The 21,853-nt window shown below is 61.8% G+C and carries 14 protein-coding genes and 1 pseudogene; 12 read left to right on the forward strand and 3 right to left on the reverse strand.

Features of this window, described 5'->3' with window-relative positions; genetic code table 11:
• Positions 1-34: 34 nt before the first annotated feature.
• Both HOLFODRAFT_RS0211760 and nrdR read right to left on the reverse strand, forming a co-directional pair.
• The gene (locus tag HOLFODRAFT_RS0211760) at positions 35-553 is read right to left on the reverse strand and encodes a hypothetical protein (protein ID WP_005032224.1); all 519 of its coding nucleotides are present in this window, start codon (positions 551-553) and stop codon (positions 35-37) included.
• A 453-nt stretch (positions 554-1,006) separates the two neighbouring features.
• Positions 1,007-1,606 (reverse strand): transcriptional regulator NrdR, encoded by a 600-nt coding sequence (gene nrdR, locus HOLFODRAFT_RS20910; protein WP_005032227.1) that lies wholly within the window; start codon positions 1,604-1,606, stop codon positions 1,007-1,009.
• A 122-nt stretch (positions 1,607-1,728) separates the two neighbouring features.
• Here nrdR and HOLFODRAFT_RS0211770 point away from each other — a divergent pair, with 122 nt between their 5' ends.
• Positions 1,729-3,762, forward strand: coding sequence for a WD40 repeat domain-containing protein (locus HOLFODRAFT_RS0211770; RefSeq protein ID WP_005032229.1), 2,034 nt, complete (start codon positions 1,729-1,731; stop codon positions 3,760-3,762).
• Between the two features lie 66 nt (positions 3,763-3,828).
• On the opposite strand, the gene HOLFODRAFT_RS0211775 is transcribed toward HOLFODRAFT_RS0211770, so the two are convergent.
• On the reverse strand, positions 3,829-5,067 hold the full coding sequence (locus tag HOLFODRAFT_RS0211775) for a serine hydroxymethyltransferase (RefSeq protein ID WP_026939270.1): 1,239 nt from the start codon (positions 5,065-5,067) through the stop codon (positions 3,829-3,831).
• Between the two features lie 181 nt (positions 5,068-5,248).
• On the opposite strand from HOLFODRAFT_RS0211775, the gene dnaA reads away from it, so the two are divergent.
• The 11 genes and pseudogenes from dnaA to HOLFODRAFT_RS25875 all read left to right on the forward strand — a co-directional run.
• Positions 5,249-6,637 (forward strand): chromosomal replication initiator protein DnaA, encoded by a 1,389-nt coding sequence (gene dnaA, locus HOLFODRAFT_RS20915; protein WP_005032232.1) that lies wholly within the window; start codon positions 5,249-5,251, stop codon positions 6,635-6,637.
• Positions 6,638-6,852: 215 nt separating this feature from the next.
• Positions 6,853-7,980 (forward strand): DNA polymerase III subunit beta, encoded by a 1,128-nt coding sequence (dnaN, locus tag HOLFODRAFT_RS0211785; protein ID WP_005032233.1) that lies wholly within the window; start codon positions 6,853-6,855, stop codon positions 7,978-7,980.
• A 37-nt stretch (positions 7,981-8,017) separates the two neighbouring features.
• On the forward strand, positions 8,018-10,555 hold the full coding sequence (gyrB, locus tag HOLFODRAFT_RS0211790) for a DNA topoisomerase (ATP-hydrolyzing) subunit B (RefSeq protein WP_005032234.1): 2,538 nt from the start codon (positions 8,018-8,020) through the stop codon (positions 10,553-10,555).
• A gap of 42 nt (positions 10,556-10,597) precedes the next feature.
• Positions 10,598-13,225, forward strand: coding sequence for a DNA gyrase subunit A (gyrA, locus tag HOLFODRAFT_RS0211795; protein ID WP_005032235.1), 2,628 nt, complete (start codon positions 10,598-10,600; stop codon positions 13,223-13,225).
• An 8-nt stretch (positions 13,226-13,233) separates the two neighbouring features.
• Positions 13,234-13,617 carry a thioesterase family protein gene (locus HOLFODRAFT_RS0211800; protein WP_005032237.1) on the forward strand — a complete coding sequence of 128 codons (384 nt, stop codon included), beginning with the start codon at positions 13,234-13,236 and terminating at the stop codon, positions 13,615-13,617.
• Positions 13,618-13,666: 49 nt separating this feature from the next.
• Positions 13,667-14,326, forward strand: a complete 660-nt coding sequence (locus tag HOLFODRAFT_RS20920) for a phosphatase PAP2-related protein (protein WP_052572551.1) — start codon at positions 13,667-13,669, stop codon at positions 14,324-14,326.
• Between the two features lie 170 nt (positions 14,327-14,496).
• On the forward strand, positions 14,497-17,310 hold the full coding sequence (locus HOLFODRAFT_RS0211810; protein WP_005032239.1) for a type VI secretion system Vgr family protein: 2,814 nt from the start codon (positions 14,497-14,499) through the stop codon (positions 17,308-17,310).
• Entirely contained in the window at positions 17,310-18,833 is a 1,524-nt protein-coding gene (locus HOLFODRAFT_RS0211815; protein WP_005032243.1) for a hypothetical protein, read from the forward strand. Before HOLFODRAFT_RS0211810 ends, HOLFODRAFT_RS0211815 begins: the two co-directional genes overlap by 1 nt.
• Positions 18,830-19,831, forward strand: a complete 1,002-nt coding sequence (locus HOLFODRAFT_RS0211820; RefSeq protein ID WP_005032244.1) for an Imm72 family immunity protein — start codon at positions 18,830-18,832, stop codon at positions 19,829-19,831. Before HOLFODRAFT_RS0211815 ends, HOLFODRAFT_RS0211820 begins: the two co-directional genes overlap by 4 nt.
• A gap of 84 nt (positions 19,832-19,915) precedes the next feature.
• Positions 19,916-21,445: a hypothetical protein gene (locus HOLFODRAFT_RS0211825; RefSeq protein ID WP_005032246.1), complete on the forward strand. Its 1,530-nt coding sequence runs from the start codon at positions 19,916-19,918 to the stop codon at positions 21,443-21,445.
• Between the two features lie 11 nt (positions 21,446-21,456).
• Positions 21,457-21,720, forward strand: a pseudogene (locus tag HOLFODRAFT_RS25875) (Imm71 family immunity protein); the annotation flags it as partial.
• Positions 21,721-21,853 lie beyond the last annotated feature (133 nt).

Below are 21,853 nucleotides of genomic sequence, written 5' to 3' on the forward strand. Positions count from 1 at the left end.
CCCGTGACCGCTGCTTCAAGCCTGCTGGCCGGACTTAGAAGTACATCCGGACGAAGAGGGAGCTGAAGGTGTTGATGTCGTTCTCCTGAGCAGCGTTGCCGCACCTATCATAGCGCTCGAAGGAGACACCGGCCTTCCCGCCGAAGGAAACGTTCTTGTTGACGAGGTATTCCAGGCCAACGGCGGGCTCGATGGCGATGGTGTTGTAGCTCGACTTGGAGCTGTAGCCGGGCTCTTCATACTTGGAGGTGGAGCGATTCACGCTCACAGCGGCGCCGTAGAAGAACTCGAGAGACTGGACAGCCGCCTGGTGCTTGTAGACACCGAAGCCCACACCGTACGAGGCCTGCTTCTCCTTCTCGTAGCCATTGCTGTAGTGGTAGTTGGAAGAGCTGAAGTTCACGCTGGGCTCCAGGACGATGCCGCCCTTCAGGCGAACAGGAGCGGTGATGGCATAGGAATCTTCAGCCACGGAGAAGCCAAGACCGTAGTCGGCGGCGGAGAGGGAGGCCACGCAGGCCAGGGAGAGGAAGGGGATGCTTAGAAACTTCATAGTGACTCCTGAATAGGGGGCCTTCATGGCCCGGGTTGGGTCTTCTACAGCTTAGCAGGAGTATACGATGCATGGAAATAAACGTTATCAATCGAGATAAATTTCTTTATTTATCATAATTAAAACATGACATATATCAAAAGGCATCCGTTCAGCTCGAAAGCCGCGGATGAATTGGATGCACGCAGGAGAAAGATCCGGTTATCTGCGTTGCAAAGCTTGATCTCCCCGTTCCAGGAGAAGCAAAGGCCGCTTCAGACTCACACCAAAGCGCCGCCAACCACAGAGTCTCCATATCTATAATTACAATTATTTTATATATAACATCGCCGGCATATTTTGACAGCAGTTCATCAGCCTTCTGCTTTTATCCTGCCCATCCTGCATATCTTGTTTAAAAGCTTTGATTACACTATGTTAAAGGCCCCATTCGGTTCAAAGGGAGGTGCGGAATCAGTGCCGCTTCTTGGTTTTGGGGGGAACAGCCCCCAGATCCGGAAAAAGGGGCGTTGAGCTCGCGACGCTCGTCGGAAGTGGCAAGGTGGGAACGGCCTTCCGGAGCAGGCCCCTTGGCTCGACCTTCGCTTCGATGGGAGGCTGGACGCCCGCCATCATGCCCTCCAGGGCCTTGACGAAGTCCGGGAGATCCTTGAACTGGCGATACACCGAAGCGAAGCGCACGTAGGCCACGGAATCCAGGGCCTTCAGGCCGTCCATCACCAGTTCCCCCAGGTCCCGGCTGGCGATCTCGCGATCCGGGTGTTCCAAGAGGCGGGCCTGGATGTCCGACACCAGTTCTTCCTGCTGGGCCAGGGAGACGGGGCGTTTCTGGCAGGCGGCCATGATGCCCCGGCTGAGCTTCTGCCGGTCGAAGGGCTCCCGGCGCCCGTCCTTCTTCACAATGAGGAGCGGCACTTCCTCCACCCGCTCGTAGCTGGTGAAACGGCGCCCGCACTTGAGGCACTCCCGGCGGCGGCGGATGGAATCCCCCTCCCGGGACTCCCTGGAGTCCACCACCTTGTCCTCGTGATGACCGCAGAAGGGGCAGCGCATGACTTACAGCCTAACCCGCATGCTCGTGGGAATCACTGAACCTTGTGGAGAAATCAAGCAAAGTGCGATCAAATGATGAATTTGGTATTATTATTTTTTAAACATAAATTGGGAGAATTCCCGTGGAACGTCGTCACGTGCTGGCCTGGTTCAGCGTCCTTGGGCTCTCCCAAGTCCTGCGAGCAGAACCCGCAGGGCCATCCGAGGTGGTGCCGTCCTACCAACCCTCCTGCCTCCATCCAAACGGACGCTGGGTAGCCCTCCCGGGTCCCAAAGGGGATCCCATTGAACTCTGGGACGTCTACACCGGCCAACGGGCCGCAGTTCTCCCAATGGCGAGCCAGTCAGAGGACAGTCCCTACCCCGGCGGACTCGGCGAAGCCATGGCCACCCCGCGTGGCCAGTACAGCACCTTCAAGGGAGCCCTCTTCACCGGACCCTCGGCCCTGGTCGGAGCCTGGCGCGGCTATGACGATGGATTTTCCTGGGTGGTGGGACTCCCGGGATCGACCCTGGCCCACCGCCACCTCCGGGCCTCGGACAGCGCCCCGAACAAGGCATTCGGTGCGCTCCCCAGGGGGGTGCAGGATTGCCTGGGATCACTGTCATCAGAGGAAGTGATTTGGCACAGACGCCGGTCGCTCAACGCTTCGTCTCAGGGGGACGCCTGGAAGGTCACCCAGGGGGAAACTCAGGCACCCATGGCAGAACTACAATTCCCGGGTAATTTCGATCCAGGGGCGCACCCGGCTTCCCGGGGTGCCTTCTCCCCCTCCGGCAACACGGTGGCCTTCACCCAGGAGGGCTGCCATCCGTTAGCACTCTCTTACGATCACCTCCCCACCCAAGCCATGGCCCGGGTGCATCTCTGGTCATGGCGCAGCAAGAACCGGCCAGTACCCCTGGAGGTCGGCAAGGGTGACATCAGTCAGATCCGCCCCTTGGATGAAAAGCGATGGGTGGTGGCCCTGCACCAACACGGGATCATTACCCGCAGCCTGATTCCCCTGGGCCGAACCCGCTTGGTGGAACTCCCCTCCCTGAAGGAGTTCACCCCGAGAATCACGGAGGCTCAATCTTGCCAGCTGGGGGTGGACTTACAGCGAGGCATTCTGGTGGCTCAGTACGGGGCCGGCACTGTCCGCTGTTACGAGCTGGCCACCCGCCGCATGACTCGCCTGATGACCGCCTTCATGCCCCACCAGGGGCTTCTGGCCTGGGGCTGCGATAGTCGGCACCTCTTGGCAGCCCGTCCACTTGGCCCAGCCTGCCTCTGGGACCGCCAGGGCCACTCCACCAAAGAGCTCGGATGCATGGATGAACTCATAAGGCCTCCCGTTGCAGAACTAGGAGACAGCACCCGCTGTCTCGCCTGGAGCGTGGAGCTGGGCCTGCTGCTCCAGGGCGATCAAAACGGAGCCATCCGGGCCTTCCAGCGAAGCGGACTCCGCTTCTCACCCGACCGAAAGACGGCCCTGCACAAGCCCCGGCCCACACCCCCCGTCTGGCAGCTGCCAGGGGATGGCCATGCCCTGCGAGTACTGGGGGTTGTGGGCGGGGAATGGCTTGTGGGACTGGAGCAGGAGGGCAGGCTTAAGGTCTGGTTCCTGCCTCAGCGCCGCCTTCATGCGCAGCTTCAGGCCCACCCCCTGCGGGCGAACGCCATGGTCATCGACTGGGAGAACCACCGGATCTTCACCGGTGGACACGACAGTGTCCGAAGCTGGTCCTTCCCCGACCTGAAGCCCGGGATCGTGATGGATACCCAGGGCCATTGGGTGAGCAGCCTAGCCTTGAGAGGAACCCAGCTGGTGGTGGGTTCCCTGGATGGCGTAATTCGCCTCTTCGACGCGGACACCGGCCAACCCCGTTGGCAAATCGAAGCCCATGGAGGTTGGGTAGGGGGACTCGACTTCTCCCCGGGCGGAAGCCTGGCCAGCGGCGGCGAGGACTGCAGTGTCGCCCTCTGGGATCCGGAAAAGGGAGGCCAGCTGAAGCGCTGTCAGGGGGCAGGGAACCTGCCGAAGTGGAGCCCGGATGGCGGTGTTCTGGCCGTCTATGCCCATGACCGGGTGAAGGTGCTCACCCCAGATCTGGGGTTCCAGGATTTGGAGTGCCGTCACCTGAAGCTGGACTGGGGGGACGACTACACTTGACCCAGAACGCGAACCGCCAAGTGGGAAGCAGGCATCCCACTTGGCGGGCGAGTGTGACGAAGCGCCCTACTCAGGAATGGGGAACTTGGAGGTCAGCTCGAAGACCTCCTTCTGGATGCGCTCAAGGACGGCGTCGTCCTTGGTATTCCGAAGGGCCTGATCGATCCAGTCGGCGATCTTCACCATCTCAGCTTCCTTCATGCCACGGCTTGTGACCGCAGGGCTGCCCAGCCGGATGCCCGAGGGCTTGAGGGGGGGGTTGGGGTCGAAGGGGATGCCGTTCTTGTTGGCGGTGATGCCGGCCTTGTCCAGGGCCTTCTCGGCCTCGTTGCCCATGATGCCCTGGGCGAAGACATCCACCAGCATCAGGTGGTTGTCCGTGCCACCGGAGACAATGCGCCAGCCCTTGGCCTGGAGAGCCTGGGCCAGGGCTGTGGCGTTCTTGACCACCTGAGCCTGGTAATCCTTGAACTCAGGAAGCAGCGCCTCACCGAAGGCCACGGCCTTGGCCGCGATGACGTGCATGAGGGGACCGCCCTGGGAACCGGGGAACACGGCCCGGTCGATGTCCTTGGCGTACTTCTCCTTGCAGAGCACCATGCCGCCCCGGGGCCCGCGCAGGGTCTTGTGGGTGGTGGTGGTGACGAAATCGGCGTAGGGCACGGGGCTGGGGTGATGGCCCGAGGCCACCAGACCGGCGATGTGGGCCATGTCGACCATCATCAGGGCGCCGACCTCATCGCAGATGGCGCGGAAGGCGGCGAAGTCGAAGATACGGGGGTAGGCCGAGGCTCCCACCACGATCATCTTGGGCTTGTGTTCCAGGGCCAGGGCCCGGACCTGCTCCATGTCCACCCGCTCCGTGTCCTTGCGGACCTGGTAGCCGATGAAGTGGTAGAGGATGCCCGAGCTGTTGAGGGGGTGACCGTGGGTCAGGTGGCCGCCGTGGGCCAGATCCAGACCCAGAACCGTGTCACCCGGCTTGAGCATGGCCAGGTAGACGCTGGCGTTGGCCTGGGCGCCGCTGTGGGGCTGGACGTTGGCATGCTCGGCCCCGAAGAGTTCCTTGGCCCGGTCACGGGCGATGTCCTCGACAACGTCCACATTGACGCATCCGCCGTAGTAGCGGCGACCCGGGTAGCCCTCAGCGTATTTGTTCGTGAAGTGGCTGCCCATGGCCTGCATGACCGCAACGGAAGAATAGTTCTCACTGGCGATCAGCTCCAGGTGGTGGCGCTGCCTGCCCACCTCCAGTTCCAGGGCCCCGAAGATGGCGGGGTCACTCGAACGCAGCACATCGTACATGCTCATCTTTCACCTCTGACGGCCATCTTCTCATGAATTTGGGCATATCAGGTCACGACGATCCTGGCCCGTCTTCCTGCTAAAATCAGGGGGATCCCTCGATCCGGTCGTCTGATCCCAAACCGCTGGAACCACGATCCGTGGTCGGGGCGGGCGTTTTCATTTCGAAATACGGTGCTGCATGTCCTTGAACGATCCCGAAACCATCTGGGAGACCCTCCGCCAGGGTCTCGCCCAGAAACTGCCCGAGCGCACATACCAGGACTGGGTCGAGCCCTGCCGGGCCATCAAGTTTGATGGCAGCTCCCTCTGGCTCCAGACCTCCTCCCACTCGGCCAAGATCTGGATCGAGCAGCAGCTTGCGGAGGAGTTCCACGATGTCCTGGTGCAGTCCGATCTGGCGCACCTGAAGCTGGTGTTCTCTGTCCAGGGGGATGCGGGGGTCAAGGCAGCCAAAGCGGTGGCTGGCAAGGCCAAGGTGGTAGCCCCCCAGCCTGTGGAAGAACTGCCCGACCCCTTCCCCCAGGGCTTCCAGCGGTACACGCTGGACCGCTTTGTGGTGGGTCCAGGCAGCCAGTTGGCGATGGCTGCCGCCAACGCCATCGTGGACAACTACGGCCGGGCCAGTACAAGTTTAAATATGAATCCGTTGTTTATTTATGGGGGTTCAGGCCTGGGCAAGACCCACCTCATGATCGGCATCGGAAAGGGCCTCAGGGCCCGAAGCCCCGAACTGAGGGTGGCGTACCTCAAGGTGGACAACTTCTTCAACGAGCTGACGGTGGCCATCAAGGCCAAGAACACCGAACCCATGCGCAAGAAGTACCAGCAGAACGACGTCCTTCTCCTGGACGATGTGCAGACCCTGGCCAAGATGGAGCGCACCCAGGAGGAGATCTTCTATATCTTCGAATCCCTCCTCCAGTACGGGAAGCAGATCATCATCACCTCGGACAAGCCGCCTCAGAAGCTGGAGGGTCTGCACGACCGCCTCATCACCCGCTTCAAGTGGGGTCTGACGGCGGATATCCAGCCGCCTGATTTTGAAACCCGGGTGGCCATTCTCCGGAAAAAACTGGAGGAGGATGTCTTCAAGGATCTGGGGGCCAAGGTACCGGACGATGTGCTCACCTTCATCGCCCACAAGGCCAAGGGAAGCGTACGTGACCTGGAGGGCCTCCTGACCCGGGTGGTCTTCCAGAGCAGCTTCCTGGGACTTCCTGTGAGCATCGAGGTAGCCGCCCAGGCCTTCCAGGGTCAGACGGGCATCGAGGCCACCAGCAATGTCTCCCTGGAACGAATCTGCCGCATGACCGCCGAGACCTTCAACATCAGCTTCAGCGATCTGGTGAAAAAGAAGACCCGCACACAAAGCATCCTCATACCACGCCAGGTGGCCATGTACCTGGCCAGGGAACTGACCACCAGTTCCCTGGCGGAGATCGGTCGCAGCTTCAATGATCTGCACCACAGCACGGTCATGAACGCCATCGAATCCGTGAAGACCCGGATGCAGAAAGATCCCGATCTCCACAAGACAGTCCACTCCCTCCTCAACAGCATCTCTTAGTGCTGCGGGTATCCTGTGGGTTTTCCACAAGGACCGGAGGAAAACCCCAGGCGGTGTTGTTCAATTTGTAATGCGAGGCGTTTTCCACACCTCGATGTCCGCAGCCTGAGCCATACCATCCACACCTGTCCCTCCAATCTTTTTCCATGTACAATCAGGGGTTTGATGCCCTTTTCCGCAGCTTTCCCCGTCCCTCAGCATGATCAAGGTGAGGCATGAACTTTCAAATACAGGTATCCAAAGATCGTCTTGATCGGACCTTGGGCATTCTCAAACACGCACTGGAGCGTCGTGTGACGCTCCCGATCCTTCAGCACGTCCTCGTGGACGTGAAGGACCAGGAGATGTGCCTCAAGGCCACCGACATGGAGCTGGCCTTCGAGGCCACCGTGCCCATCGAAGGCAACGGTTCCCGTACCGTCGCCATTCCAGGCAAGAAGTTCATCGATACGGTCCGGGCGTACCCGGACGGCCTCCTCACCATCGAATGGCCCGATGTGGCCAGCCGCATCTGGCTCCGGGCCAAGGGCTTCAACTCCGAGCACAACGTCCAGCCCGGTGAAGGCTTCCCCGAGCTGCCCAAGCCGGACGAATCCCTGCCCAAGGTGACGGTGAACTCCCTGGCCTTCCGCAAGGCCATCCTCCTGGGCTCCATCTCCGTCAGCAAGGACGCCACCAAGCCCGCCCTTTCGGGTGTGCTCCTCCACCTGGCGCCCAAGTTCATCCGGGTGGTCTCCACCGACGGCTTCCGCCTGGCGGTGGTGGAGCTCCCCTGCGACACCGGCCTTGAGGCCGAGGCTCGCCTGACGGTGCCCAAGCGTGCCCTGGACCTCCTGCCCTCCGCCCTGGCGGAGGACGGCCAGCTGACCCTCTCCTGGGACGACCGGAGCCTCTTCATGGAGCAGCCGGGTCTCAAGTTCTCCACCCGCCGGGTCACAGGCAACTATCCCGCCTACGAGAAGGTCCTTCCGGCCGAGCTTCCCCGCCGGGTCATCGTCGACCGCGAGGACTTCCTCAAGACCCTCAAGGTCGTGGGCCTGAAAAAGGACGACTACAACAAGAACGTCCGCCTTTTCTTTGAATTTCCCAACCTCCGCGTCTTCTTCCAGCACCCGGACGAGGGCGTCAACCAGGGCACCATCAGCTTCACCGGCGAGGAGAACCCGCTGGAGCTGGCCTTCAACATCGACTACCTGACCGAGCTTCTGGAGCGCCTGCCCGGGGACGAGGTGGTCTACCAGTTCAAGGACGACGTGGGCCAGGGCATCTTCATGTCCCCGAGCATCGAGGACATGAGCTTCCGCTACGTGCTCATGCCAGTGAAGTTCGCGAACCCCAGCTAATTGGGGATTTCCCGTCGATTAGAAAAAGTGAGTCTTGATGTCTGAAGCAACGATTCCTCAGGAAAACGTTTCCACTTACACCGCCGACAACATCACCGTTCTGAGAGATCTCGAGGCCGTCCGCAAGCGACCCGGGATGTACATCGGGGACACAGATGATGGCAGTGGTCTTCACCAGCTGGTCTACGAGGTGGTGGACAACGCCGTCGACGAAGCCCTGGCCGGGTACTGCACCCGGGTGGACGTGATCCTCCACGACGATGGCAGCTGCTCCGTCGAGGACAATGGTCGCGGCATCCCCACGGACATGCACAAGGAGGAGCAGCGCTCCGCCGCCGAAGTGATCATGACCGTCCTCCATGCCGGTGGGAAATTCGACGACAACTCCTACAAGATCTCCGGCGGTCTCCACGGCGTGGGCGTCTCCTGCGTGAACGCGCTCTCCGAGAAGCTCTGGCTCACCATCTGGCGCGAGGGCAAGGAGCATCACATGACCTTCAGCCAGGGCAAGGCCGACGCCCCCCTGGCGGTCGTGGGCCCCACCACCCGCCGTGGCAGCCGGGTGCGCTTCAAGCCTGATCCTGAGATTTTCCACTTCAAGCTGGAGTTCTCCTTCGAGACCCTGAGCCAGCGCCTTCGGGAGCTGAGCTACCTCAACAAGGGCGTCCACATCCGGGTGACCGATGAGCGTACCGGCGATAGCCACGACTTCTTCAATGCCGGTGGCATCAGCGCCTTCGTGGAGCACCTGAACCGCAACAAGGTGGTTCTCCACAAGCTCCCCATCCACATCGAGGACACCAAGAACGACATCGTCGTGGAAGTCGCCCTCCAGTGGAACGACACCTACCAGGAAACACTCTTCTGCTTCACCAACAACATCCGCAACCGTGACGGTGGCGCCCATCTGGAGGGCTTCCGGGCCGCCATGACCCGGGTGGTCAACACCTACGCCGAGAAGAACAACCTGCTGAAGTCCAGCAAGGTGACCCTCTCCGGCGAGGATGTGCGCGAGGGCCTGACGGCGGTGATCTCCGCCAAGGTGCCCGATCCCAAGTTCAGCAGCCAGACCAAGGACCGCCTCGTCTCCAGCGAGGTCAAGGGCATCGTCCAGACCGTGGTCTACGAGAAGCTCACCCAGTTCTTCGAGGAGAACCCCCGGGAGGCCAAGGCCATCCTGGAGAAGGCCATCGATGCCGCCCGCGCCCGGGAGGCCGCCCGCCGTGCCCGGGACCTGACCCGGCGCAAGGGCGTCCTGGACAGCGCCGGACTTCCCGGCAAGCTGGCGGACTGCTCCGAAAAGGATCCCGCCCTCTGCGAAATCTTCCTGGTGGAGGGTGATTCCGCCGGTGGCAGCGCCAAGCAGGGCCGCGATCGTCGCGCCCAGGCCATCCTGCCCCTCAAGGGCAAGGTCCTCAACGTGGAAAAGGCCCGATTCGACAGGATCATGGCCTACCAGGAGATCCGGACCCTGATCACGGCCCTGGGCACGGGCATCGGCCAGGATGACTTCAAGATCGAGAACCTCCGGTACCACAAGATCGTGCTCATGACCGACGCCGACGTGGACGGTAGTCACATCCGCACCCTGCTCCTGACCTTCTTCTACCGGCAGATGCCCGAGCTGGTGCTGCGCGGCCACATCTACATCGCCCAGCCCCCGCTCTACAAGGTCAAGAAGGGCAAGCAGGAGCGCTACCTCAAGGACGAGCGGGCCCTGGAGGAGTACATCTTCAACAAGGCCCTGGACGGCTGGACTCTGACCCTCCCCCAGGGCGGCGAGGTCAAGGGTCCCGACCTGGTGCGGGAGATGAAGAAGTGGGGCGAGGTCAAGCACCTCTTCGCCAAGCTGGATCGTCGGGGCTATGCCCGGCCCCTGGTGGACGGCCTCCTCTCGGAGGGGCTCCTGGCTGACGACCGCTTCAGCACCCGCGAAGCCGTTCAGGAACTCTCTGACCGCCTGCAGGCCATGGGCCTGGGCCAGTGCGAGGTCGAATCCACCGAGGCGACTTACGCCCCCGTGGAGACTCCCGAGGAAGGGCAGCCGGAAGCCGAACCCAAGCTTCTGGACCCCGCCACCCACCGCCTCCGCCTCACCCGCATGCACCTCAGCCGCCCCATCACCCTCTGGATCGACGAGCATGTCGCCCACTGGGGTGAATTCCGGCGCCTCCAGGCCCTTCGCGAGGATCTGGCGACCTTCAGGGGCGGTGCCCTGAAGCTCCGCCGCACCTCCGCCGTGGTTGCGGAGCCCGAGGAGGGCGAGGAGCCCGTGGTGGCCTTGAAGCAGGCCAAGGAGATGGTCTTCAACAACGCCGAGGACCTGCTTGTCACCATCATCGAGGAAGGCAAGAAGGGCGTCAGCATCCAGCGCTACAAGGGACTGGGTGAGATGAATCCCGAGCAGCTCTGGGAAACCACCATGGATTCCGAGCGCCGCACCCTCCTTCAGGTGCGGGTGGAGGACGCGGTGCAGGCCGACGAGATCTTCACCGTCCTCATGGGCGATGCCGTGGAACCCCGGCGCCGCTTTATCGAAGACAACGCCCTTCTCGCAGAGAACCTGGACGTCTGATTCCGTCTGCCGCCCTGGATTGATATTTTTTAGAGGTTCCACGTGGAACAACCGCAGCCTAAGTCCCAGCGCATCGAACCCATCGATATCGAAAAGGAGATGCGCAAGTCCTACCTCGACTACTCCATGAGTGTGATCGTGGGCCGAGCCCTTCCCGATGTGCGGGATGGTCTCAAGCCCGTGCATCGTCGAGTGCTCTTCGCCATGAAAGAGGGCGGTAACGAATGGAACCGCTCCTACAAGAAGTCCGCCCGCACCGTCGGTGATGTGATGGGTAAATACCATCCCCACGGCGACTCCGCGATCTACGACACCTTGGTGCGCCTGGCCCAGCCCTTCTCCATGCGCCACGTCCTGGTGGATGGCCAGGGCAACTTCGGTTCCATCGACGGTGATAGCGCCGCCGCCATGCGTTACACCGAGGCCCGTCTGAGCCGCCTGGCCTCCGAGATGATGGAGGACATCGACCAGGACACCGTCGACTTCGGTCCCAACTATGACGACAGTCTCCAGGAACCCCTGACCCTCCCCACCCGCTTCCCCAACCTGTTGGTGAACGGAACCCAGGGCATCGCCGTGGGCATGGCCACCAGCATCCCTCCCCACAACCTGCGGGAGTGCTGCAACGCCCTGGTGGCGCTGATCGACAATCCCGCCCTGGATCTGGGCGGCATCATGGAATTCATCAAGGCCCCGGATTTCCCCGGGGGCGGCATGATGCTGGGCACCGAGGGGGTGCTGGACGCCTACCGCACCGGCCGGGGCCGCTGTGTGGTCCGGGCGAAGTCCCACACCGAGACCATCCGCGTCAAGAACAAGGGCGAGGTGGAGCAGATCGTCTTCACGGAACTGCCCTACCAGGTCAACAAGGCCACCCTGACCTCGAAGATCGCCGATCTCGTCAACGAAAAGCGCCTGGAAGGCATCTCGGACCTCCGGGATGAGTCCGACCGCGAGGGCATTCGCCTGGTGGTGGAGCTCAAGCGCAACGAGCCCTCGGACATTGTCCTCAACCAGCTCTACCAGCAGACCCAGCTCCAGAATTCCTTCCCCATCACCATGCTCTGCATCGTGAACGGCCAGCCCCGGGTCTGCACCCTCCGGGAGATCCTCAAGGAGTTCCTGGGCTTCCGCCGGGAAGTGGTGACCCGTCGCACCATGTTCCAGCTCCGGAAGGCCGAGGATCGCCATCACATCCTCCTGGGCCTCAAGATCGCCCTGGACTGGCTGGATGCCGTCATCGCCCTCATCCGGGCCGCCAAGAGCCCCGACGAGGCCAAGTCCGGCCTCATGCTGGGCCTCTTCGCCGGTGCCCGGGCCGAGGAGTTCAAGCTTTCGGACCGGCAGGCCCAGGCCATCCTGGACATGCGCCTGCAGCGCCTCACGGGCCTGGAGCGGGACAAGATCCTGGAGGAACTGGCGGAGGTGGAGGCCACCATCGCCTACCTCAAGAGCATTCTGGAGGACGACGCCAAGCTCATGGCCGTGATCCGCGAGGAGCTCGTGAACATCGGCGAGCAGTTCGGCAACGACCGCCGCACCGAGATCATGGGCTTCACGGGCGAGATCCGCATGGAGGATGTCATCCCCGACGATCCCATGGTGGTGACCCTCTCCAAGACCGGCTACATCAAGCGCACCGATCTGGCGGCCTACCGGCGCCAGAAGCGGGGCGGCAAGGGCAAGCTGGGCATGAAGACCAAGGACGAGGATTTCGTCGAGCAGCTCTTCCTCACCAAGGCCCACGACACCCTGCTGGTCTTCACGGACCGCGGCTACGCCTACGCCATCAAGGTCTACGACATTCCCGAGAGCGGCGCCGCCAACCGGGGCAAGCACATCAAGAACCTCATCAGCCTCAAGGACGATGAGAAGGTGGTGACCCTCATGGCCCTCCGGGAGTTCCCGGAGCATCACCATCTGGTCTTCGCCACCAGCGATGGCACCGTGAAGCGCACCAGCCTTTCCGCCTATGCCAATATCCGCAGCAACGGCCTGATCGCCCTCAACATCGAGGACGGCAACGCCCTCGTGGCGGTGCGCCAGTCCACGGGTGAACAGCAGATCATCCTGGTGAGCGCCCAGGGCAAGGCCATCCGCTTCAGCGCCGAGGATGTGCGGGCCATGGGCCGCGTGACCACCGGTGTCCGGGGCATGAAGATGGGTTCCGGCGACTGCATTGTGGACATGGAGGTCATGGATCCCCTGCCCGACCTGCCCGAGGGTGTGGAAGCCGATGAGAGCACCGCCGAGCACGGCATGCTCCTGACGGTCACCGAGAAGGGCTACGGCAAGCGCAGTCTCCTCCAGGACTACCGTCTCCAGCATCGTGGTGGTGGTGGTGTCATTAACATCCGGGCCGGGGTCCGCAATGGACTCGTGGTGGGCAGCGTCCTGGTGAAGCCGGGTGAGGGCTGCCTCCTCATCAGCCAGGAGGGTATGGTCATCCGCTTCAACATCGATGAAGTGCGCCAGACGGGCCGCGCCGCCCAGGGGGTGCGCCTCCTGAACCTGGCTTCCGCCGAGGACCGGGTGGTGGGTATCGCCAAGATCGACGCCAGCGCCCAGGCCCTGGAAGAGGAGGAACTGACCGACGAGCTCATGGCCGATGCCGAGACCGCTCACCCTGTTGACGAGAACGGCGTCCAGCAGAAACTGGGCCTGGAATAGGAGCTGACATGACCGAGCAGATCAACGTCGGGATGGTCTTTGAGCGCCAGAAGACCGCCGAACCCCACGAATCCGCCGCCGCCGTGGGATCCGGCGGGTTGGAGGTCTTCTCCACCCCGTCCCTGGTGGCCCTTTTCGAGGGCGCGGCCCTGCAGGGGCTCGCCCCCCTGCTGCCCCAGGGCTTCGGCACGGTGGGTATCGATATCCATGTGAAGCACATGAAGGCGACGGCCATCGGCAAGCTGGTCCGCTGCGCCGCCACCATCACCGCCGTCGAGGGCAAGAAGATCTCCTTCACGGGTGAGATGTTCGATGAGAGCGGCAAGATCGGCGAGGGCACCCACGTCCGCTACGTCATCAACAACGATGACTTCATGAAGCGCCTCAGCTAAGTTGTCCAGCGCACGGATGGCACCTGTCCGGGGGCATGACCCCAGGCGGGTGCCTCGCCATTTCTGGGGCCTCGTCATCCTGGCCTTGGTGGCGCGCTACGCCTGCCATTCCCTCATGCTCCTGGTGGTGCTGGTCCACGAGCGGACTCCCGCGCCGAGCCTTCCGGACCTGATCCTCTCCTACGTGCCCTATGTGGAGAGCTTGGCCCGGTGGAACTACACCCTCTGGATCCTCTGCTATATCCCCGGGGCTGTCTACATCGGCTGGCGGGATCGGAGCCTCTTCCTGCGACTGGTGGTGCTGGATGGCATCCTGGCCCTGGTACGGGGCCTCTGCATCCCCCTCACGGCCCTGGGTCCGGTCCTGGGATCCGACCTGAATGCCCTCCAGGGGTTCCCTTTCTGGTCCACATGGCTTTCCATCGTGAATCCGATCTCTGCGGTGGTGGGCAACACGGCCGGGATCTACCTGACCAAGGACCTCTTCTTCTCGGGCCACATCGCCACCACCTTCCTGCTCTATCTCTTCTCCAGGCGGCTGGGACGGGTCTCCTGGATATTCCTGGGGCTGAACCTCTTCACCCTGGCCATCGTCTTCCTGGCCCACCTGCACTACACCATCGATGTGGTGGGGGCCTACGCGATCACCTACTGCCTGTACCGGGCGGGGGTGAAGGTAGGGTGGGTGCCGCGTGATGTATGTGATTAATGGAAAATTGTAATTTAGGCATGGATCGACGCAGATAGAAACGGATCAAGCTGAGTCTTCCCTTTAATCATCAGGATTTCCCATACCATGGTGTGGGGAATCTCCTTTGGCTGGAGCAAAATTAATTCATTTGATAGGCTGGTGGATGTTCTAATTATTGGAGCGTTGCCATGAGCCTCCTGGATTCCACCCTATCCAGCCTGACCAGCAAGTTGCCGCAGCTGCCCAGCAGCTTGGCGGATCTCCTCAACGCCTTCATCGGCCAGGCCACCCGCCTCATCGAGCTCCACTTCTCCGCCGACAGCGGCATCCCCGAGGGCAGGTTCCTGGTCCATCGACTCAGGGGTTCCGAGGCGATCAATGAGAATTTCAGGTTTGAGGTCGAAACCCTCTCCCAGGATGCCCACGTCCCCCTCAAGACCCTCGAAGGCGTTCCCGTCGAGATCAGCATCCTCACGGACAGCGGCGGCAAGCGCCTCATCTGCGGGGTCATCACCGAAGTCCACAGCGAGGGGTCCGATGGTGGATTCTCCGCCTATCGCCTCGTGGTGGAGCCCGTCACCGCCGCCCTGCGCCTGGGCCGCAGTTCCCGAATCTTCCTCCAGAAGACCGATCTGGAAATCGCCAAGCTCCTGATCAACGAAGAGCTGGCCAACAATAGCGTTTTTGCCGCCACCCTCCACCTCGAAGACCGTTGCCTCAAGACCTACCCCCTCCGGGACTTCGCCTTCCTATGCGACGAGAACAAGTGGGACTTCATCCGTCGCCGCCTCGCCAAGATCGGCGTCTCCTTCGTCATCCTGCCCCACCCCGATAGCAGCCCCGAGCACCCCCAGCACAGCCTCATCCTCTTTGACGACCCCCGGGACCTGGACAAGAACGAAGCCGGGGAGGTGCGCTTCCACCGGGCCGATGGCACCGAAGAGGCCGACACCATCACGAGCTGGCAGGCCCAGCGGGTGCTCCAGGTGGGCAAGGTCACCCGCCGCGCCTGGGATCACAGCAATGGCTCGCTGAGTACCACCAGTGAGGAGCTCCTTTCGAACCAGGGGAGCTTCGGCAACGCCCTGGCTTCAACCCTGGAGGACTACCGCCACGAGGCCCCCCTGGAGCACGACGATCTGGCGGGACACGAAAAGCGCACCACCAGCCGGGCCCAGGTCTGGGAGCAGCGTACCAAATGTTTTGCGGGCGAAGGCACCGTACGGGATTTCTGCGTGGGCACCAGCTTCGTCCTGGAGAATCACCCCGTCCACGACGCCGACCCCAAGGCCCAACGCACCTTCGTCCTGACCGCGTTGAAACTGGAGGCCGAGAACAACTTCGGGGGATTGAAGACCGGCCACGAGGCGGCGCAGGTCTACACCAATCGCTTCGAGTGCCTGCGCCAGGGCATCCCCATCCTGCCCGAGGAGATTGAGGCCCCGATCCCCGGCCCAATCACGGCTACCGTCGTGGGCCCAGAGGGCGAGGAGGTTCACACCGACGAGGTGGGCCGCATCAAGGTGCAGCTCCACTGCCTGCGGACGGAGGATCACCCCTTGGCCGGGGCCATCGGCACCGATCGGGACTGCACCTGGGTGCGCCTGCTTCAGCCCTGGTCCAGCCAGGGCATGGGCGGGGGCTTCCTGCCCCGGGCCGGGGACGAGGTGCTGATCCAGTTCCTGAACAACGACCCGGACAAGCCCGTGGTCCTGGGGGTGCTGCCCGGGGGCCGCCGAAAGCCCGCCATGTTCAGCCTGGCCTCCAGCCTCCCGGGCGACAAGGCCATTTCCGGCATGCGCTCCAAGATGCACAAGGGCACGGGGGGCAACGAACTCCTTTTCGATGACAGCACCAACGAACTGCGGGCCAGACTCGCCAGTGACCAGGCGAAAACCGAGCTGAACCTGGGCCACATCGTGCACCCCCGGGCCCTGGGCGTGGCGGAAGCCAAGGGCACGGGCTTCGAGCTGCGCAGCGAAGCCTACGGCGCTCTGCGCGGCGAAAAGGGCCTGCTGATCAGCACCGAAGGCGGCAGCGCCGCCCTGGAATCCGCAGGGCTGCACAGCCAGCTCGAAGGGGGCCAGGAACTCTCCAAGGCCCTGAGCGAGGTCTCCGAAAAGCACCAGCTCGAAGCCCTGGGCACCCTGGAGACCGCCAAGAAGCTCCAGGACACCCTCAAGAAGACCGAGACCACCAAGGGCAACGAAATCCCCGCCTTCGCCGACCCCGTCCTGGCCCTCAGCAGCCCCGCAGGCATCGTGCAGAGCACCCCCGCCAGCCATGTCACCACCGCCGGGGAGCATATCCACCTGGACAGCGGCGGCGATACGGTTATCGCCGCAGGCAAGCGCATCATGATGGCAGCCAAGGAAGCCTGGAGCGTCTTTGCCGCCAAATCCGGCATCAAGGCCATCGCAGGCAAAGGCAACGTCGATATCCAGGCCCACGAAGGGAAGATCGGCGTGGTGGCCGACCAGGATGTGCAGATTGTCAGCGCCAACAACAGCATCGAAGTCCTGGCCAAGGACAGCCTCCGCCTCGCCGCAGGGGGCCTGGAGATCCTCCTCAAGGACGGCAAGATCACCCTCAAGATGCCGGGGGATCTGGAACTGCGGACGGCCACCGTGAAGTGGGCCATGGGGGCGCTTCGTGCCGATGTGGCCATGCCCAGCTTGCCCCGGGGGGACCTCAAGCCGGGCGACCTGGAACTCCAGCACCTCTATCACGATGACGAGGCCGTCCAGGGGGCGCGCTTCGAGGTCAAGTTCGCCGATGGCAGCACCCGAAAGGGGATCACCGATGCCAAGGGCACCGCCCGCCTGGAGGGAACTCCCCCCGGGCCCGCCCAGGTCCGCTTTGAGGAGGACTGCCGCCCTCACCAGCGGAAGGATATGACCAAGAACCCCCAATACCAGGAGTCTCTGGACGAAGTCATGGCCCGCTTTACGGCCGATGGGCAAACGGAATCTCCATCAACTTCCGAATCAGGAGGCCGGTAATGGGCGTGCTCGATACCCTCGCCAGAACCTATGGGGACTCGGCCTCCAAGGGGCTATACAACCCTGAATACCACCGGCCCGCCCACATCAAGTCGGCGGCAGTGGAGATGATCGACTGGACCTGGGGCACGGTCCAGGGCTGCTTCAACGAGAAGATGACCGTCAGCCAGATCATTGTGGACGCCCTCATTGGCTGCATCCCCCTCGTGGGGGATGTCACCGCCGCGAGGGACCTCCTGGCGGTCCTCATCCACATGGTCAAGTTTCCGGAGAAACGCAAGGAAGTCGCGGAGTGGGTGCTGCTGGTGATTCTCCTGTTGGCCCTGATCCCCGTGGGGGGCGGTGTCCTGAAGGGTGTAGGACGCCTCCTCAACCGGGGGGCCAAGACCGCCGCCGAGAGCCGGGGCCTCCTGAAGGAGATCGTCCTGTTCCTGAACCGCGTGGGCAGCGGAAACGCGGTGAAGTTCATCCGGGAGCTGAACCTGACGGCGCACCAGTGGACGCTCGTGGCGAAGTTCCAGGGGGTCATGGATCGTCTGATCCAGGCAATTGAGAAGATCCAGGGCAGCTTCAAGCTCCTGCCTAAACCTGTACTGGACAAACTGGCCTGGCTCCGCCAGGGTTTCCAGGAAATCCGCCAGCTCGGCCGCGAGATGATCCCCAAGGCCGTCAAGGACCTGAACCAGAAGCTCAAGAACGTCCAGGCAGCCATCTACGAGGGCGAGTGGCGGGCGATCAGCGGCCAGGGCAAGGCGATGACACGGGAAGCAGAGGCCAGGCTGGTCAGCAAGCGGGCCAAGGAGCTGGGGCGGAGGAAGATGAAGTTTCCGCAGAATGCGGCGGGAGCAGGACAGAAAACGGAGATCGCCAAGGTCTATAAGCACCGAGAGGGGTGGCCGGATCTGATGGAAAAATTTAGTAAGAAATATGGGAAATACACAGAAATCGAAGCTTTTTCCGGGAAAATCCAGGCATCCACGATCAAGGGGCCATGCACGATTAAGCGGGTGATCCAGCTTGACCACAATGGTGTCACTGGGGCCTGGTGGCTTCCTCCGGGAGTATCGCCAGCGAATGCAAGGCATTGGCGTGAGGATCTTGCAGTCCTGGATAACTTCAGCACCAATGGTCACATCGTCACTTGTCACATCCCTCCAGGTGTCGAGTTGCGGACCTGGGAGGGAACTACAGCGGGGCAGATGAATCGCGAAACGGGCCAGTGGCTGGAAGGTGGCGCAAAGCAGCTTTATCTGGACCTGGGGTCCATTCGCAAGTCCGAATCTGAGATGTTAAAGCATCTCAAAGATGGTCGAAGTTACAGAACCCCAGAGGGACTGGTTTTTTCGCTTGAGAAGACTGGATGGAAGGACGCCGTAGGTATCCATGGATTTGAAGATTTCCGTGACGTCTTCACGCCAGAAACGGAAAATCTTTTGGATTACGAGCGCGCCTACAAAGTCATTCTCTCCGGAGGGCGCATCGAATACCGAACTGAATCCCAAAAGGAAAAGGGCAAACCATGATCAGTGAATATGACCTGCGCAAGATTTTCTGGCTCTTAAAACGCTACACGTCCCTAGGCCTTTGGCAGAAAATCGGAGAAGTCCACAAAACCTTTTTTGATCTCGTGGAGCATGAAATCCAGAATCACCCTCAGAATGACCCAGACTCCATGCTGGTCAATCTCTATCGGTACGCATTAAATGACCAGATACGCTTTGAGCGGGGCTTGAAACGGCTCAGCCAGGGGGACCGCTCCGTATTGCGCCAGAACCCGGAAGGGGATCTTTATCATTCTGGTGCCGCTTCTAACTACGTGATCCAACTGGATACCTTTGATTGCACCCCCGATGGATGGCCCCGCCTTGAGGAGCCCGGCAAGGCGGCGGATCGAGCGTTTCACGGGGTGATCTATGAACCAGGAGAAGATCAGCCTGCCGCCTACTACTCAACTTGGCTCCTCCTCCCCCAGAACCTCCCCAAGCACGCTTTCCCAAATCCGTTACCGCTTGTGCCCGCCCTCCCGGCTCGTCCGATCCTAGTGAAGACAGGTCAGCAGGTGCCTGTGGACGGCATCTACGAACCCGAGGGGGAAGGCACCTGTATGAACTATCTCCTGGGGGGGACCATCGCGCCGAAAGTGCTCCGGGAATATGGCGAATTGACGCGGGAATACCTTGGAGCTGGTGAATATGCCATGCTGCCAGACACCGAAACCATTCCCACCACTTGGCACCTGATCTGGGAGGATCACCGCTACGAGGACGGCACCGTGCCCGAGGAAGAGAAGGACTACTTCCTCCCCATGCCAGGGACGCCCCTGGAATCGCCCCAGCCCCCGGATGGCATTCGCCGGGCGCTCCCTGGCGAGGCCTGCACCCGCCCCGGCTACTGGTCCACGCTCGCCAAGTCAGGCAGCCGCCGCTGCTTCAAACAGGGCGAGGTCTTCCCGGACTTCCCGGATTCGAAGATCGCCCGGACCATATGGAACTACGACCCAGACCAGGAAGAGCGGGACTGAGGTGAACATCCGGGATTGGATCTTGATGGCGGAGAAAGGGGCCTGGGTCGGCCCCTTCTACACACAAGAGGCTTGCAAGGCATCATGGACCTTCTGAGCCCCGTCAAGAACCTGGTGAAGACCTACGGAGATTCGACCTCCAAGGGGCTATACAACCCTGAATACCACCGGCCCGCCCACATCAAGTCGGCGGCAGTGGAGATGATCGACTGGACCTGGGGCACGGTCCAGGGCTGCTTCAACGAGAAGATGACCGTCAGCCAGATCATCGTGGATGCCCTCATCGGGTGCATCCCCCTGGTGGGCGATGTGACGGCGATACGGGACCTCCTGGCGGTCCTCATCCACATGGTCAAGTTCCCGGAGAAACGCAAGGAAGTCGCGGAGTGGGTGCTGCTGGTGATTCTCCTGTTGGCCCTGATCCCCGTGGGGGGCGGTGTCCTGAAGGGTGTAGGACGCCTCCTCAACCGGGGGGCCAAGACCGCCGCCGAGAGTCGGGGCCTCCTGAAGGAGATCGTGCTGTTCCTGAACCGCGTGGGCAGCGGAAACGCGGTGAAGTTCATCCGGGAGCTGAACCTGACGGCGCACCAGTGGACGCTCGTGGCGAAGTTCCAGGGGGTCATGGATCGTCTGATCCAGGCAATTGAGAAGATCCAGGGCAGCTTCAAGCTCCTGCCTGCACCCGTGCTCGACAAACTGGCCTGGCTCCGCCAGGGCTTCCAGGAAATCCGTCAGCTCGGCCGCGAGATGATCCCCAAGGCCGTCAAGGACCTGAACCAGAAGCTCAAGAACGTCCAGGCAGCTATCTACGAGGGCGAGTGGCGGGCGATCAGCGGCCAGGGCAAGGCGATGACACGGGAAGCAGAAGCCAGGCTGGTCAGCAAGCGGGCCAAGGAGCTGGGGCGGAGGAAGATGAAGTTCCCGCAGAATGCGGCGGGGAAGAATCAAGAAACGGAGATCGCAAAGGTATACCAGCACAGAGAGGGGTGGCCGAATCTGATGAAAAAGTTGTCGGAAGATGGCGTTTACGAGGGGATACAGGCATTTTCAGGCCCCATTAATGCCACAAGAATTCGTGGCCCCTATTCCATGGAAAGATATTACGACCTCAGCAAGGCAGGCCCATCTGGCGCTTGGTGGCAACCTCAGGGGACAATCTATCGTCGCGCAAAGGATTGGCGGGAGCGAAGTGCGGTCCTGGATACCTTCAACAAAGACGGATACCGGGCCACCTGCCACCTCCCGCCCAACCTGGAATTGTGCGCTTGGGAGGGGAAGGCGGCCGGACAAGTCCATCCCGCTACCGGGCAGTGGCTAGAGGGCGGCGGACAGCAACTCGTGGCGCATATTCCCCTGAAGCCGGGAGAGAGTGAGGCCATCCTGAAGGCCGCACAGGAGGCGATCCGAACGGGGTCGTCTGAATACCGGGCCAGCAATGGCGTGCTCTTCAAGTTCGAGAAGACAGGTTGGGCGGATTCGGTGGATATCCACGGGTTCGAAAACTTCCGGGAGGTCTATGACGCTGAAACGAATACCCTCCTGGAATACGAGCGTGCCTACAAAGTGATCCTGGCTGGTGAGCGCATCGAATACCGCGCCGAGCCCCAGAGATGAAAGGAACGGCAATGGTCAGTGACATCGAACAGCGGAAGATCTTCTGGCTCCTGAAACGGTGCAGTTCCTTGACCTACTGGAGAGATGTAGCCAATTCCCAACAGCGTTTCCTGGCCCTCATCGAGTCCGTGGTCCAGAACCACCCTGACAACGACCCGAACGAACTGGAACTCGATATTTACAAGCGGTCGTTGAATGATATCGATCACCTCGAAAGAGGCTTGCGGTGGCTGGCTCAGGGCAATCGCAGCGTGTTTCACCGGCACGAGGAAGGGTTTCTGGTCCAGAGCACTGAGGGATTTAGCCATCTAGCGACGCTCATCTGGCAAAACGATTGTGAGGACAATCCCGATTCCTACATTACCCGAGGCGGAGAGCTGCTGAATCTGGCAGATGCAATCAGTCTCG

The organism is Holophaga foetida DSM 6591, from assembly GCF_000242615.2.
Lineage (GTDB): Bacteria > Acidobacteriota > Holophagae > Holophagales > Holophagaceae > Holophaga > Holophaga foetida.

Excerpts from the sequence above, each read along its gene's own strand:
- HOLFODRAFT_RS0211760 (WP_005032224.1), bottom strand. The coding sequence starts at position 553 with ATGAAGTTTCTAAGCATCCCCTTCCTCTCCCTGGCCTGCGTGGCCTCC.
- nrdR (WP_005032227.1), bottom strand. The coding sequence starts at position 1,606 with ATGCGCTGCCCCTTCTGCGGTCATCACGAGGACAAGGTGGTGGACTCC.
- HOLFODRAFT_RS0211775 (WP_026939270.1), bottom strand. The coding sequence starts at position 5,067 with ATGTACGATGTGCTGCGTTCGAGTGACCCCGCCATCTTCGGGGCCCTG.
- dnaA (WP_005032232.1), top strand. The coding sequence starts at position 5,249 with ATGTCCTTGAACGATCCCGAAACCATCTGGGAGACCCTCCGCCAGGGT.
- dnaN (WP_005032233.1), top strand. The coding sequence starts at position 6,853 with ATGAACTTTCAAATACAGGTATCCAAAGATCGTCTTGATCGGACCTTG.
- gyrB (WP_005032234.1), top strand. The coding sequence starts at position 8,018 with ATGTCTGAAGCAACGATTCCTCAGGAAAACGTTTCCACTTACACCGCC.
- HOLFODRAFT_RS0211800 (WP_005032237.1), top strand. The coding sequence starts at position 13,234 with ATGACCGAGCAGATCAACGTCGGGATGGTCTTTGAGCGCCAGAAGACC.
- HOLFODRAFT_RS0211810 (WP_005032239.1), top strand. The coding sequence starts at position 14,497 with ATGAGCCTCCTGGATTCCACCCTATCCAGCCTGACCAGCAAGTTGCCG.
- HOLFODRAFT_RS0211815 (WP_005032243.1), top strand. The coding sequence starts at position 17,310 with ATGGGCGTGCTCGATACCCTCGCCAGAACCTATGGGGACTCGGCCTCC.
- HOLFODRAFT_RS0211820 (WP_005032244.1), top strand. The coding sequence starts at position 18,830 with ATGATCAGTGAATATGACCTGCGCAAGATTTTCTGGCTCTTAAAACGC.
- HOLFODRAFT_RS0211825 (WP_005032246.1), top strand. The coding sequence starts at position 19,916 with ATGGACCTTCTGAGCCCCGTCAAGAACCTGGTGAAGACCTACGGAGAT.